Consider the following 13,024-nt stretch of genomic DNA (forward strand, 5'->3'; position numbering starts at 1 on the left):
ATACTCATGGGTCTTCAGATCGCAACCAACGTCGGTGCACTCAACGCGTACCGCAACCTCTCTGTCAACCAGAACGACGTCTCGAAGTCGCTCGAGAAGCTCTCGAGCGGTCTGCGCATCAACCGTGCAGCCGATGATGCCGCCGGCCTCGCCATCTCCGAGGGCCTGCGTTCGCAGGTCAACGGTCTGAACGTCGCAGCCCGCAACGCTCAGGACGGCATCTCGGTCATCCAGACCGCAGAAGGCGCGCTCACCGAGGTCCACTCGATCCTGCAGCGTGTCCGCGACCTCGCGGTCCAGGCCGGCAACGACTCGAACAACACCGAGTCGCGCGACGCCATCAAGACCGAGATCGACTCGCTGGGCGAGGAGCTCACCCGCGTCGCCGCCAGCACGAACTTCAACGGGATCAAGCTGCTCGACAGCGCGAACACCCTGACGTTCCAGGTCGGCGCAGGCTCCGAGGCTGCCGAGGACCAGATCGGCGTCACGCTGACCGACTTCTCGGGCCTGGGCGCCACGATCGGCGCTCTGACGGTCGACACCGCGGCCAACGCACTCACCTCGATCGGCGCGATCGATGACGAGATCACGGCCGTCTCGACCGCTCGTGCGGGTCTCGGTGCGGTGCAGAACCGCTTCGAGTCGACGATCAACTCGCTGCAGGTCTCGGCCGAGAACCTCGCCGCAGCGAAGAGCCGCATCGCGGACACCGACATGGCCGCCGAGATGGTCAAGTACACCGCCTCGAACATCCTGCAGCAGGCCGGCACCGCCATGCTCGCTCAGGCGAACCAGTCGGGCCAGGGCGTCCTGCAGCTTCTCCGTTGAGTCGCTGCGCCTGAGGCGCACAGGGCGCCCGGGCGGAGTCACCTCCGCCCGGGCGCCTTCCTGTAGGACACCCTTGACCGCAACGCACGGAAGACGACCGGGATGAAACTCGACGGACTGGTATCAGGGCTCAAGACCGAAGAGCTCATCAAGGCGCTCATGGACGTCTCGGCGATCCCGAAGACGCTCATCACGAACAAGATCACCGACCGCAACTCGGTCATCACCAACCTGCAGTCGCTGAACAAGACGCTGCAGGAGCTCGTCGACAAGGCCAAGACCGCCGCGGGTCCCAGCTCTCTGGCATCCTTCACCGCGTCCTCGTCGTCCGAGACGGTCACGATCACCGCCGGCAGCAAGGCGACCGCATTCTCGACCGCCATCGTGGTGGATGCCGTCGCCACAGCGCACTCCGTCGTCACCGCTGCCGCAGGAGGAACAGCGTGGGGCGGCACCTTCACCCTCGTGGGATCCGACGGCGAAGCCGTCGAGGTCACTCCGCTGGGCACCGGTCCGCAGGACCTCGCGAAGGCGATCAACGCGTCGAAGGCCGGTGTGAGCGCGACCGTCGTGCCCGCGGGAACGGATGCCGACGGCAAGCCGCTCTCGCGCATCCAGCTCACCTCCGCCGAGACGGGCGCGGCTGGTGCCTTCAGCCTGCACCGCGGAACCGCGGCGGAGGTCACCGCCGGAACCGCGGTCGATCTCGGTGCCGCCCCCGGCGCCGCACTGCTCACCCAGGGCGCGGATGCCCGCATCCGCCTCTTCGCCGGCACCGACGCCGAGCAGACCCTGAACAGCGCGAGCAACACCATCACCGTCGGAGAGGGCATCGAGGTCACCGTCACGAAGGCCAGTGCTGACCCCGTCACCGTGACCGTCGCACGCGATGCGAAGAAGCAGAGCTCGACGGCGGAGGCGTTCGTCAAGGAGATCGCCGCGCTGCTGGTGCGCATCGACAACGGCTCGAAGGCGACCATCGGCGAGGTCGGCGAGACCACGACCCTCGGCGTCTTCACCGGCGACAGCACGGTGCGAAACCTCCGCGGCGCGCTGGCGACCGCCGTGCAGCATCCGATCGACGGCATCTCGCCCTCGACGATCGGCATCACCGTCAGCGACAAGGGCGTGCTCTCGTTCGACGCCGAGAAGTTCGCCGCAGCTCTCGCAGAAGACCCGGAGGGCACGCAGGAGCTGTTCTCGGCGGTCTCGGCGCGGGTGCAGGACGTGACGACCCAGTACTCCGACAAGTACGACGGCCTCCTGACCAAGCGCATCACCGGCCAGGAGGACGAGGTCAAGACGCTCAAGACCCAGGTCGAGCGCTGGGACATCCGGCTCGAACAGCGCCGCGCCACCCTCGAACGCACGTACGCGCAGCTCGAGGTGCAGCTCTCGAAGCTGCAGTCGCAATCGTCGTGGCTGACCAGCCAGCTCGCCGGACTCACCCCGTCGGATTCCTGACCTCGTCCTCGTGACATCGCATCGCATCGGAGCACGTACTCATGGCACTCACCTCACTCGACCGGGCCAAGCAGCAGTATCTGGAGCAGCAGGTGGCCTCCGCCACGCCTGAGCGCCTTCTCGTGTTGCTCTACGACCGCCTCCTGGTCGACATCGAGCGCGCGGACGCCTGCCAGGAAGCGGGGGATTGGGCGGCTGCGGGGAACCACCTCGTGCACGCGCAGCAGATCGTCGCCGAGCTCAACGGCTCGCTCACCGATGAGTGGGACGGCTCCGCAGAGCTGCACGGCGTGTACACCTACCTCACGGGACGCCTGATCACCGCCAACATCGCTCGAGACCGCGCGGCCACCGCGGAATGCCGAGCTCTCGTCGTGCCGCTCCGCGAAGCGTGGCATGCGGCGGCTGCGGCGGTCGCGTCGACCGCGCAGACCCCCATCACGGCCCTGGCCTGAGCGACCGTGCCCGACACTCTCTCGGCCTGGCTGACGGTGCTCGACCAGTTCGAGCGCGCCCTCGACGCCGCCGACGAGCACCTCGACGAGCAGTCCTTCGAGGCGCCGGACGGCCCCGTCCCCGAGGAGCTGCGCGAGCGTGCCGAAGCCGTGCTCGCGCGGCAGCAGCTCATGATCGGCGGACTCGTCACGTCGCGCGCCAATGTGGCTCGCGAGATCGCCGCACTGCGACGCGTGCCGACCTCCACCCAGAATGTGCCGGCATACCTCGACGTCGAGGGTTGAGCACAGCGGTTACATGACTGCCCGGGTGTCGCGATAGTCGGCACAGAGCACGGATCGCTCGACGATTGGCCAGGGATCGGCCTCTCCACCAACATCCCGGAGTGCCCCCGTGCTCGAATCCGTCACGTCCTCTGCGCTCATCAGCGCGCTCGACGGGCTGGCCCTGCGCCAACGCTCGATCGCCGAGAACATCGCCAACGTCAACACGCCGGGCTACCAGGCCCAGCGCGTGCGGTTCGAGGATGAACTCCGTTCTGCCGTCCAGGGCGGCTCCGGAAGCGTCGCCGCGACGGTCGAGCGCTCGCTCGAGCCGACCAGGCTGAACGGCAACAACGTCAACCTCGACACCGAGACGCTCTCGAACATCGACACCGTGCTGCGTTTCCAGTTCGCGAGTCAGGCGATCGGCGGTCAGGCGGCCTCGATCACCAAGGCGATCGGGCAGGCCTCCGCATGACCTTCGACGCGATCGGCATCGCCGGCACCGGCCTGACCGCGCACCGCAAGTGGCTCGACGCGCTCAGCGACAACATCGCCAACGTGAACACCGCGACACCCGCAGGCCAGGAGGCGTTCCGGGAGAAGTTCGTGACCGTGCAGGCCGGCACCGACAGCCCCGGCGTGTACGTCGCCGGCGTGGTCGAATCCGAGGCCGACGCGAAGCTCGTGTACGACCCCGAGCACCCCTATGCGAACGAGGACGGCTACGTGCAGTACCCGAACGTCGAGCTCGGCGACCAGATGAGCATGCTGATCCTCGCCCAGCGCGGATACGAGGCGAACGCCGCTGTCGTCGACCGGGCGAAGACGACCTACGAGGCAGCGCTGCAGATCGGCCGCAACTGATGTCGGGCATCGAGGCCATCGGCGCCTCCGGTGTCGCGCCGCTCTCGGCGCTTAGCTTCGAGACGGGCCCGGACGCGACCAGCGCTCCTGCCTCCGGCAACGCCTTCGCCACGACGCTCTCGGGGGCGATGGAGAACCTGCAGCAGCTGCAGTCGACGTCGAACGAGCTCGCCGTGCAGGCGGTCACGGGAGACCTGCAGGACATCCATCAGGCGATGATCGCGTCGACGCGCGCCTCGGTGACGCTCGATCTGGTGGTGGCCGTGCGTGACCGCAGCGTCTCGGCGTTCAACGAGATCATGAGGATGCAGGCCTGACGATGCCCAAGATGCTCACGACCTACTACGACCGCGCCAAGCAGGTCGTCTCAGGATTCTCCCTCGCACAGCGCACGATCGCCATCATCGGTGTCGCGCTGCTCGTGATGGGCGCCATCGCCCTCGGCGCGTGGCTCACCAAGCCGCAGATGAGCCCGCTCTTCACCGGCCTGAGCGCCGGCGACGCGTCGGCCGTCGTCGAGCAGCTGAAGTCGGCAGGCGTGAGCTACGAGCTCGCCGAGGGAGGCGCGACGATCCTCGTGCCCGACGACCAGGTCTATCCGCAGCGTCTCGCGGCGGCATCCGCCGGGCTGCCCGGCGACACCAGCGAGGGCTACACCCTGCTCGACGAGATGGGTGTGACGGCGAGTGAATTCCAGCAGTCGGTGACCTACAAGCGTGCCATCGAGGGCGAGCTGGCCAGCACGATCGGCGCGATGGAGGGCATCTCGACGGCGTCGGTGCAGCTGGCGATCCCGGAGGAGAGCGTCTTCGTCTCGGAGCAGCAGAGCCCGACCGCATCCGTGTTCGTGAAGACCCGCAACGGCTCAGGGCTCAGCGACGAGAAGATCGAGGCGATCGTGCACCTCACGAGCGCCGCCGTGCCGGGGATGACGCCGGAGGACGTCGCGGTGACCGATCAGGACGGCCGCGTGCTCTCGGCGGTCGGCACCGGGCTCACCGGGAACTCCTCGAAGCAGGCGACGGAGCATGAGGCCAAGGTCGCGGCATCCGTCAGCAAGATGCTCGAGACGATCGTCGGGCCCGGCAACGCGACGGTGACGGTATCGGCCGATGTCGCGAACTCCACATCCGAGCGCATGGACGAGACGTACTCGGCCCCCGAGGGCGAGCTGAGCGCATCGGAGCAGACCAAGACCGAGACGTACAACGGCGGCGAGGGTGGAGGTGCCGGCGTGCTCGGCCCCGACAACATCGCGGTTCCCAACAACGCCGAGGGGACCGGCGCCTATGAGTTCGAGGAGACCTCTCGCAACAACGCCGTCAACAAGTCGACGGAGAAGACCATCACCCCCGCCGGAGAGGTGACGCGGCAGACCGTCAGCATCGCGCTCAACCGAGGGACGGTCACCGGAGTGACGGCGAACCAGATCGAATCGCTCGTGGCATCTGCGGCAGGGATCGACGTCGAGCGCGGCGACGAGATCGCCGTCGAGTTCGTCGAGTTCAATCAGGCGGGTGCGACGGCGGCGCAGACAGCGCTGCAGGCGGCGGAGGCCGAGCGCGACGCGCAGTTCCAGCAGGAGTTGCTGCGCTCTGCGATCATCGGCGCCGCGATCCTGCTCGCGGCGATCATCCTGATCGTCTTCCTCATCGTGCGCCGCAAGATGAAGCGTCGGGTGATGTACACCGAAGACGGACCGATCGAGTACTTCGCGACGGTCACCGAGAGCGAGGAGCAGAAGCTCCGCTCTCTCAGAGGGCTGAAGGAGGCCGAGGCGATCATCGCCCCGGCGCCGACCAAGCTGCTGCCGTCCGCGTCGGCTGATCTCGACGACGAGCCCGAGCCCGACAAGGTGCTGGTCGAGCGCCGTCGCCGGGAGATCGACGACCTCGCCAAGCGCGAACCCGACACGATCGCCAGCGCACTGGCCGACCTGATGGACGAGGCGACCGTATGAGCGCGCTGACCGAGCTGCTGGACGCGCAGGCCGACACAGTCGAGGTGTCGGCCGTCGAGGCGCCGGCGCCCGTGGCTGCGCCGGAGATGAGCGGACTGCGCAAGGCCGCGATCGTGCTGATGAACATGGATCGCGCCGCCAGCGCCGAAGTGCTCCGCCACCTCGGCGAGGAGCGGTCCGAGATGCTCGCGGCCGAGCTGACACAGCTCGGGGGAGTGGACGTGGCCTCGACGGCCCGTGCTCTCGGCGAGTTCCGGCGCATCGCCACCGGCGGCTCGGTGCCGTCGCGGGGCGGACAGGAGCTCGCCACCGGACTGCTCGAGACGGCATTCGGCCGCGAGAAGGCGGTCGGGATGGTCGGCCGGGTCATGTCGCAGGGGTCGGTCTCGTTCGACTTCCTCAATGCGGCGGACCCGGCCCAGCTCGCCACGATCATCGAGGGTGAGCTTCCGACCACCGTCGCCGTCGTACTGGCCAATCTCAGAGCCGATCGTGCGGCGGCGGTTCTCGCCGCCCTGCAGGATCCCCTGCGCACGGACGTCGCTCAGGCGATCGCGACGATGGGCACCGCCACGCAGGAGGCGATCTCCATCGTGGCCGACTCGCTGCGCTCGCGCACCGGCGTCTTCGCGATGCGCGACAACCATGAGTCCATCGGAGGCGTGCAGCCTCTCGTCGAGATCATCAACCGCTCGGACACCGCGCTCGAGAAGTCGCTCCTCGCAAGCCTCGAAGGCCGTGATCTCGCCCTGGCCGAGGACATCCGCAGCCGCATGGTCACGTTCGCCGACATCGCGCGCCTCGAGGATCGCGACGTCCAGCGGGTGATGCGCGGTATCGACCTGCGCATGCTCGCCCTCGCGCTGAAGGGCGCGGACGACCAGATCACCGACAAGGTGAAGAGCAACATGACGGAGCGCAACCAGGAGAACCTCGCTGAGGAGACCCGAGTCCTCGGTCCCGTGCGCATGCGTCAGGTCGATGAGGCCAGAGCCGAGATCGTGCGCATCATCCGCGACCTGGAAGCTGCGGAGGAGATCACGATCTCGCGCGAAGACGAGGATGAGCTCATCGAGTGATCCCTCTGACGGCAGGTGAGTCGGCCGATCCGGTTACGGACGCAGCCGGGTGTCGCGATAGTGGGTCTGGAGCACGGATCGCTCGACCTACGGGCCACGGACAGGCCTCGCCCTTCGATTCCGAGGTGTCCGCCGTGCTCGATTCCGCCTTCACGCCACTGGTCGTGCCGCGCGTCGGCGAGACGCCCATGGACCTGCGCGGCGAGGCAGACAGGGCCCGTACCCGTGGCTATGCCCACGGATACGCCGAGGGCCGCAGGCTCGCCCTCGACGAGGGAGAGGTGCAGCACGCCGCGCAGCAGCAGCGAATGCACGAACTCCAGGAGCTGTACCTGCATGAGCGCGGCTCGGGTCTGCGCGCATTGGAGAGCGCGCACGCGGCCCTCGACCGCCGCATCGACGAGCTGAGCATGCTCGCCGCCGATCGCATCGAAGAGCTCGCCGTCGCCCTCGCCACCACGATCCTCGGAGCAGAGCTGTCGGATCCGGCACGTTCGGCGGCGCATGCGCTGCGCCGGGCGCTCACGGAGATGCCGGCGGAGCGCTGGACAGGGGTCGCCTTCAGCGAGCAGGACGTCGCCGTCCTGCAGGACGAGACGTCGTCGATCGACGCGTTGCGCGGCATCCGGATCTCCGCCTCTCCGGCCGTGGACAACGGCGGCGCCATCGTCGAGATCGAGAACGGGGCCGTCGACACGCGCATCACGTCGGCGCTCGCCCGCGCGGCCGCGGCACTCGACGGCGACGAACAGGATGCCGAGGTGATCGTGTGATCACCGCGACGCGGTCGTGGAACCGTGCGCTCCTGGCAGCGCGCCCGGAGCGCTCAGGAACCGTGAAAGCCGTGCGAGGGCTCGGCGTCGAGGTGCTGGGCATCGACGGCGCGGTGGGCGACCGCATCCGCATCGACGCGACCGACGGCCGTGTGGTGGATGCCGAGATCGTCGCCGTCGACGGAGCCGCCGCCCGCTGCATGCCGCTGGGCAGGCTCGACGGGATCACCGCCCGCGCCCGCGTGCGGCACGGGGGAGCGCCGCTGCAGGTGCCGACCGGACGAGCGCTGCTCGGACGCGTGCTCGACGGACTCGGGCGACCGATCGACGGCAAGGGGCCGCTCGACCGGGGTGTCGCTCCCGTCTCGCTCGACCACGATGCGCCGAGCGTCATGGATCGCCAGCGCATCGATCGTCAGCTCGGCCTCGGCGTCCGCGTGCTCGACACGATGACGCCGGTGGGCTCGGGGCAGCGTCTCGGGCTCTTCGCCGGCTCGGGCGTCGGCAAGTCGTCGCTGATGTCGATGATCGCCCGTGGCTCCACTGCCGATGTGAACGTCATCGCCCTCGTCGGGGAGCGCGGTCGTGAGGTGCGCGAGTTCCTCGAGGACGACCTGGGCCCCGAGGGTCTGGCACGGTCGGTCGTGGTCGTCGCGACCTCGGATCAGCCCGCGATGGCGCGCCTGCGCTCGGCATTCGTCGCGACCAGGATCGCCGAGGCGTTCCGCGACGACGGCCTCGACGTGGTGCTGATGATGGACTCCCTCACGCGCGTCGCCATGGCGCAGCGCGAGATCGGGCTCAGCGCCGGCGAACCGCCCGCCACCCGCGGGTATCCGCCGTCGACGTTCTCGGTGCTGGCCCGCCTGCTCGAGCGCGCAGGAACCGGACCCGTCGGATCGATCACCGGCCTGTACACGGTGCTCGTCGACGGCGACGACCACAACGAGCCGATCGCGGACGCCGCGAGAGGAATCCTCGACGGCCATGTGGTGCTCGACCGCGCGCTGGCGATCCGCGGACACTTCCCCGCGATCGACGTGCTCGGCTCGGTGTCTCGCGTCGTGTCGAAGATCACCACTCCTGAGCAGCGCCAGGACGCGGTGATGCTGCGCAGCGTCCTGGCGGCTCGTCGCAGCGCGAACGACCTCATCGAGATCGGCGCCTACCGCCAGGGAGCGAACCCGATGGTCGACGCCGCCCTCGCGCACGAAGGCGCGATCTCGCGCTTCCTCACCCAGCGGATGGACGATCTTGCGGCATCCGACGACTCCTGGCAGCGGCTCGCCGCCCTCACCACCGACTTCGGAGGACTCACCCCATGACCTTCCCACTGGCTGGCCTGCTGCGCGTGCGCGGCGCCCAGGAGCGTGTCGCCGCCGAGCAGCTGTCGCGTGCGAGCGCGGAACGGGCGCAGGCCGAGCTCGACGAGCAGACCGCGATCTCGAGCCTCGCCGACATCAGCGCGCAGATCGACGATCCACGAGCGCTGATGGCCATGGCCGCCGCACGCGCCGCGGGACGCAGCACGCTCAGCGATCTGCAGGCGCTCGTCGAGATGAGGCGCGGCACGGAGTCGGAGGCGAAGTCGGCCCACGTCGAAGCGCGGCGCGACCTGAAGGGACTCGAGCGGCTCGAGAGCACCCACCGCGTGGAGGCGACCAAGGCCGAGCTCGCCGCGGAGCAGTCGGCGCTCGATGAGATCGCTGTGGTCCGCACCGCGCGACGTGAGGGGAGCGCCGCATGACCGGGCTCGCGGCGGTGATCGCCCGCGTCGACGCGATCGAGACGCAGATCGTGTCGCTGGATCCGGCAGGCCGCGCGGCGGCGGCGTCGGCTGCAGCGACCGCGACCGCGGCGACCGCCGAGACATCGGCGGCGAGCGCGACGACGTTCGCTGGAGTCCTCGAAGCGGCGAAGGCGGCGTCGACCCCGGAAGCACCCGCTGCCGGCCAGACCCCGCAGACTGCGGCGGCGGCAGCCGGCACGGGAGCGGGCGGCGACGCGAGCGCTGAGGTCATCTCGGCGCTGCAGACGCTGTTCTCGGCCAATGCCACCGGCGCAGACAGCTCGACGGCGTCGATGCAGAAGATCATCGAGATGCTCCGATGACCGCCGTGGGGCTGCTCGCGACGGTGGCGGGTTCAGGAACCGGCGAAACGGAGACAGGTGGACGATCTTCGGCCGTTTCGGGCTCTCTGTTCGGCGACGCGCTGATCGCCGCTGGCCGGGTGCTCGACGGTGCGACGGATCAGGACGCAGCGACGCTCACGCCGGACGGACAGGACGCGCCGACTGCCGAGGAGACTGCGGCATCCGACGACGCGAGCGGGGCAGAGGCGCCGATCGCGACCATGATGCACCTCACCGCGCAGTTCGCTCCGGCCGTGGCTGCGGCGGCCCCTGCATCCACGTCGACGCCTGCGCAGAGGACGCCGGATGCGACGACGCTCGATGGGACGACGCTCGTGCAGACGGCGCCGGAGGCGTCGGAGGCAGCGGGGAGCGCCCGCAGCGCTCTCCCCGCTCCCGCCGCAGCGTCGGGTGAGGCGCGCCCTGCCGAGCTCCCCACAGGCCCGGCCGCGGCAGCCGTCGAGACGGGCGCGACGGTGACCTCCCCGCCTCTCGGCGTGTCGGCGCCGGAACGGACTCCTGCGCCCGAGATCTCATCGGCATCGGCATCGGCATCGGCATCGGCATCGGCATCGGCGTCGGCGAGGGGCGCTGACGGGGCGCCTCCTGTGGCCGGCGCCCGAGTGCGCCCGGAGACCCTGTCGAGCGACGCTCCCCGTGACGCTCCGGTGACGGGTCAGCAGGACCCGGCGGAGGGCGTTGCCGACCCGGCGACATCCTCCGCTGCCGCTGCGGCTCCGCGGTCCGAGTCCCCGCGGAACGCGGCACCGTCGACTCCGATCCCGACCACCGTCGGCGTCTCCGCTGCGTCCGTGATGGGCGGCCACGCAGAGCCGCTGCCGGCGAGCGACTCCGTCGACCCACTGCCGGGTCCGCAGCCCGGGTCGCCTTCTATGACTCTCGCTCCGGTCGCATCTCCGGCCGCGGCGACGGCCATGCCCGTGTCCTCGCCCGAAGCGGCCGCGTCGACCAACCGGGCCGTCGCCGCGCAGGTCGCACCCGTGGTGGTGAGCATCGCGCAGCGCCCGATGGGCACCCATCAGCTCACGATGACGGTGAACCCGGACAGCCTCGGCCCCGTCACCGTGCGCGCGCACATCAGCGCGGCGGGCGAGGTGCAGGTCGAGCTCAGCGGCGCCACCGATGCAGGGCGCGACGCGCTGCGGACCATGCTCGTCGACCTTCGCCGTGATCTCGCCGCGGTGATGCCGCACGCGACTCTCAACGTCTCCCACGGGGCATCGGCGGACACCGCCGGAGACCGCGGCCAGCAGGGCGCGGGCGATGCGTCACCGGAGCAGGGCTCCGGTGACCGCGACGCGCAGCGCGGACGCTCCGACCAGCGCCGCGGGGCCGAGCAGAGCCCCGATCTTTCCCGCATCATCCCGACGACGTCCTCTGCCGCATCCGGTGCAGGGCTCGACATCTTCGCCTGAGAGGACGACCGAATGACTGTCGACGCAGTGACCGCACCGAGCTCCATCCACACGGGAGGCACGACCGATCCCGCAGCCCGCAAGCAGGTGCTCGACGGCGAGGTGTTCCTCAAGCTGCTGGTGACGCAGCTGACCCATCAGGACCCCTCGAGCCCGATGGACACGAACGAGATGATCTCGCAGACGACCCAGCTCGCGATGATGGAGCAGCTCACCACGCTCGCCGACAACGGCGCCGAGGCCTTCGCCCTGAACATGCGTCAGGCGGCGAGCGCCCTGATCGGACAGGAAGCGAGCTACAAGGACGCCGACGGCAAGACCGTCTCGGGCATCGTGACCAAGGTCTCGTTCGACGGACCGATCCCGCAGGTGACCATCGGCGACAAGACGGTCGCGCTCGACGTCATCACCGGAGTCGCGACCGCGCAGACCACCCCCGCACCGACCACCCCCGCACCGACCACCCCCGCACCGACCACCCCCGCTGCGCCCACCCCCGCCGCAGTCTGACCCCGTCTCACCCAGGAAGAGAGAAACCCCATGCTTCGCTCGCTCTACTCCGGAATCTCCGGTCTCCGCTCGCACCAGACCATGCTCGACGTCACGGGCAACAACATCGCCAACGTCAACACGGCAGGGTTCAAGGGCTCGTCCGTGCTGTTCCAGGACTCGCTGTCCCAGCTCATCGGCAACCCGGGCATCCCCGACGACGAGGTCGGCGGTCGCAACCCCGCCCAGGTCGGTCTGGGCGTGCAGGTCGCCGGCGTGCGCACCAACTTCGCTCAGGGCTCGGCCCAGGCGACGGGCCGCGGTGGCGACCTGATGATCTCGGGCGACGGCTTCTTCGCCGTCCGAGCCGGCGGAGAGACCCTCTACACGCGGGCGGGCGGCTTCTCGTTCGACCCCACCGGCAAGATGGTGACCGCCGACGGCTCGATCGTGCAGGGCTGGTCGGCGCAGGACGGCGTGGTGAACACGGGGCAGGCGACGGGCAACATCGTGCTGCCGCTCGAGGCGGTGTCACCTGCGAAGGCGACGACCTCGGCGACGGTCACCGGCAACCTGCCCTCGACCGCCGCGGTGGGTGACGAGCTGGTGCGCGACGTGACCGTCTACGACGCCCAGGGCACGCCGTCGACCCTCAGCCTGACCTTCACGAAGACGGCGGCCGGATGGGACGTGACCGAGCCGACCAGCGGCGCGACGGGGGCGCTGACCTTCACCGACGGCAAGCAGGCCGGCGCAGGCCTCACGCTCGCAGCCGGCGCCGTGAGCGTCGACCTGGGTGCGGTCACGGGCTACGCGAACATGTCGACGGTCGCCGTGACGGAGCAGGACGGATCGGCTGCCGGCACGTTGAAGTCCTACAGCATCACCGGCGACGGATCCATCGTCGGCACGTTCAGCAACGGTGCGACGCAGACGCTCGGCAAGATCGCCATGGCGACGTTCGCGAACCCCGAGGGGCTGGAGAAGGCGGGCGGCACGGCCTACCGCGCATCCGTGAACTCCGGAGCTGTGCGCATCGGGGAGCCGGGCCAGGCCGGCTTCGGCAACCTCGTCTCGGGTGCGCTGGAGATGAGCAACGTCGACCTCTCGCAGGAGTTCACCAACCTCATCGTCGCCCAGCGCGGGTTCCAGGCCAACGCGCGCATCATCACCACGAGCGACGAGGTCCTGCAGGAGCTCACGCAGCTCAAGCGCTGATCGCCTGCGCCGACTCGGTCGGACACGCGCGACGAGGCCCGCCCCTGGTTACCGG

Annotated in this window: 16 protein-coding genes; all 16 read left to right on the forward strand. The window is 69.6% G+C overall.

Translation table 11 applies throughout. From position 1 onward, the window contains the following. The first annotated feature begins 6 nt into the window (after window positions 1–6). Window positions 7–831: a flagellin N-terminal helical domain-containing protein gene (locus QRN21_RS16925; RefSeq protein WP_053096345.1), complete on the forward strand. Its 825-nt coding sequence runs from the start codon at window positions 7–9 to the stop codon at window positions 829–831. 102 nt (window positions 832–933) lie between these two features. Continuing rightward, complete coding sequence (gene fliD / locus QRN21_RS16930) at window positions 934–2,295, forward strand: flagellar filament capping protein FliD (RefSeq protein WP_285365394.1); 1,362 nt, start codon at window positions 934–936, stop codon at window positions 2,293–2,295. Window positions 2,296–2,336: 41 nt separating this feature from the next. Further along, window positions 2,337–2,750 carry a flagellar export chaperone FliS gene (fliS, locus tag QRN21_RS16935; protein ID WP_187249705.1) on the forward strand — a complete coding sequence of 138 codons (414 nt, stop codon included), beginning with the start codon at window positions 2,337–2,339 and terminating at the stop codon, window positions 2,748–2,750. Between the two features lie 6 nt (window positions 2,751–2,756). Continuing rightward, entirely contained in the window at window positions 2,757–3,035 is a 279-nt protein-coding gene (locus QRN21_RS16940; protein ID WP_056278839.1) for a hypothetical protein, read from the forward strand. Window positions 3,036–3,144: 109 nt separating this feature from the next. Further along, window positions 3,145–3,492 (forward strand): flagellar basal body rod protein FlgB, encoded by a 348-nt coding sequence (gene flgB / locus QRN21_RS16945; RefSeq protein WP_053096341.1) that lies wholly within the window; start codon window positions 3,145–3,147, stop codon window positions 3,490–3,492. After that, window positions 3,489–3,881: a flagellar basal body rod protein FlgC gene (gene flgC / locus QRN21_RS16950; RefSeq protein WP_053096340.1), complete on the forward strand. Its 393-nt coding sequence runs from the start codon at window positions 3,489–3,491 to the stop codon at window positions 3,879–3,881. Before flgB ends, flgC begins: the two co-directional genes overlap by 4 nt. Next, entirely contained in the window at window positions 3,881–4,198 is a 318-nt protein-coding gene (gene fliE, locus QRN21_RS16955) for a flagellar hook-basal body complex protein FliE (protein ID WP_056278838.1), read from the forward strand. The genes flgC and fliE overlap by 1 nt, the downstream gene beginning before the upstream one ends. 2 nt (window positions 4,199–4,200) lie before the next feature. After that, window positions 4,201–5,841 carry a flagellar basal-body MS-ring/collar protein FliF gene (gene fliF / locus QRN21_RS16960; protein ID WP_285365400.1) on the forward strand — a complete coding sequence of 547 codons (1,641 nt, stop codon included), beginning with the start codon at window positions 4,201–4,203 and terminating at the stop codon, window positions 5,839–5,841. Then, on the forward strand, window positions 5,838–6,920 hold the full coding sequence (fliG, locus tag QRN21_RS16965; protein ID WP_230100771.1) for a flagellar motor switch protein FliG: 1,083 nt from the start codon (window positions 5,838–5,840) through the stop codon (window positions 6,918–6,920). Before fliF ends, fliG begins: the two co-directional genes overlap by 4 nt. 134 nt (window positions 6,921–7,054) lie before the next feature. Beyond that, a complete protein-coding gene (locus QRN21_RS16970) occupies window positions 7,055–7,693 on the forward strand; it encodes a FliH/SctL family protein (protein WP_285365401.1) in 639 nt (212 codons plus the stop codon). Continuing rightward, window positions 7,693–9,018: a FliI/YscN family ATPase gene (locus QRN21_RS16975; RefSeq protein WP_056279097.1), complete on the forward strand. Its 1,326-nt coding sequence runs from the start codon at window positions 7,693–7,695 to the stop codon at window positions 9,016–9,018. Before QRN21_RS16970 ends, QRN21_RS16975 begins: the two co-directional genes overlap by 1 nt. Then, on the forward strand, window positions 9,015–9,440 hold the full coding sequence (locus tag QRN21_RS16980) for a flagellar FliJ family protein (protein ID WP_072591340.1): 426 nt from the start codon (window positions 9,015–9,017) through the stop codon (window positions 9,438–9,440). The genes QRN21_RS16975 and QRN21_RS16980 overlap by 4 nt, the downstream gene beginning before the upstream one ends. Then, entirely contained in the window at window positions 9,437–9,805 is a 369-nt protein-coding gene (locus tag QRN21_RS16985; RefSeq protein ID WP_285365403.1) for a hypothetical protein, read from the forward strand. Before QRN21_RS16980 ends, QRN21_RS16985 begins: the two co-directional genes overlap by 4 nt. After that, window positions 9,802–11,262, forward strand: a complete 1,461-nt coding sequence (locus tag QRN21_RS16990) for a hypothetical protein (RefSeq protein ID WP_285365405.1) — start codon at window positions 9,802–9,804, stop codon at window positions 11,260–11,262. Before QRN21_RS16985 ends, QRN21_RS16990 begins: the two co-directional genes overlap by 4 nt. 12 nt (window positions 11,263–11,274) lie before the next feature. Further along, a complete protein-coding gene (locus QRN21_RS16995) occupies window positions 11,275–11,772 on the forward strand; it encodes a flagellar hook capping FlgD N-terminal domain-containing protein (RefSeq protein ID WP_285365407.1) in 498 nt (165 codons plus the stop codon). Between the two features lie 30 nt (window positions 11,773–11,802). Next, window positions 11,803–12,969: a flagellar hook protein FlgE gene (locus QRN21_RS17000; RefSeq protein WP_053096332.1), complete on the forward strand. Its 1,167-nt coding sequence runs from the start codon at window positions 11,803–11,805 to the stop codon at window positions 12,967–12,969. Window positions 12,970–13,024: the final 55 nt, after the last annotated feature.

The sequence above is a fragment of the Microbacterium sp. LMC-P-041 genome (assembly GCF_030209555.1).
Classification (GTDB): Bacteria; Actinomycetota; Actinomycetes; order Actinomycetales; family Microbacteriaceae; genus Microbacterium.

Coding starts and splice junctions, on each gene's coding strand:
- QRN21_RS16925 (WP_053096345.1), top strand. CDS start 7: ATGGGTCTTCAGATCGCAACCAACGTCGGTGCACTCAACGCGTACCGC.
- fliD (WP_285365394.1), top strand. CDS start 934: ATGAAACTCGACGGACTGGTATCAGGGCTCAAGACCGAAGAGCTCATC.
- fliS (WP_187249705.1), top strand. CDS start 2,337: ATGGCACTCACCTCACTCGACCGGGCCAAGCAGCAGTATCTGGAGCAG.
- flgC (WP_053096340.1), top strand. CDS start 3,489: ATGACCTTCGACGCGATCGGCATCGCCGGCACCGGCCTGACCGCGCAC.
- fliE (WP_056278838.1), top strand. CDS start 3,881: ATGTCGGGCATCGAGGCCATCGGCGCCTCCGGTGTCGCGCCGCTCTCG.
- fliF (WP_285365400.1), top strand. CDS start 4,201: ATGCCCAAGATGCTCACGACCTACTACGACCGCGCCAAGCAGGTCGTC.
- fliG (WP_230100771.1), top strand. CDS start 5,838: ATGAGCGCGCTGACCGAGCTGCTGGACGCGCAGGCCGACACAGTCGAG.
- QRN21_RS16980 (WP_072591340.1), top strand. CDS start 9,015: ATGACCTTCCCACTGGCTGGCCTGCTGCGCGTGCGCGGCGCCCAGGAG.
- QRN21_RS16985 (WP_285365403.1), top strand. CDS start 9,437: ATGACCGGGCTCGCGGCGGTGATCGCCCGCGTCGACGCGATCGAGACG.
- QRN21_RS16990 (WP_285365405.1), top strand. CDS start 9,802: ATGACCGCCGTGGGGCTGCTCGCGACGGTGGCGGGTTCAGGAACCGGC.
- QRN21_RS16995 (WP_285365407.1), top strand. CDS start 11,275: ATGACTGTCGACGCAGTGACCGCACCGAGCTCCATCCACACGGGAGGC.
- QRN21_RS17000 (WP_053096332.1), top strand. CDS start 11,803: ATGCTTCGCTCGCTCTACTCCGGAATCTCCGGTCTCCGCTCGCACCAG.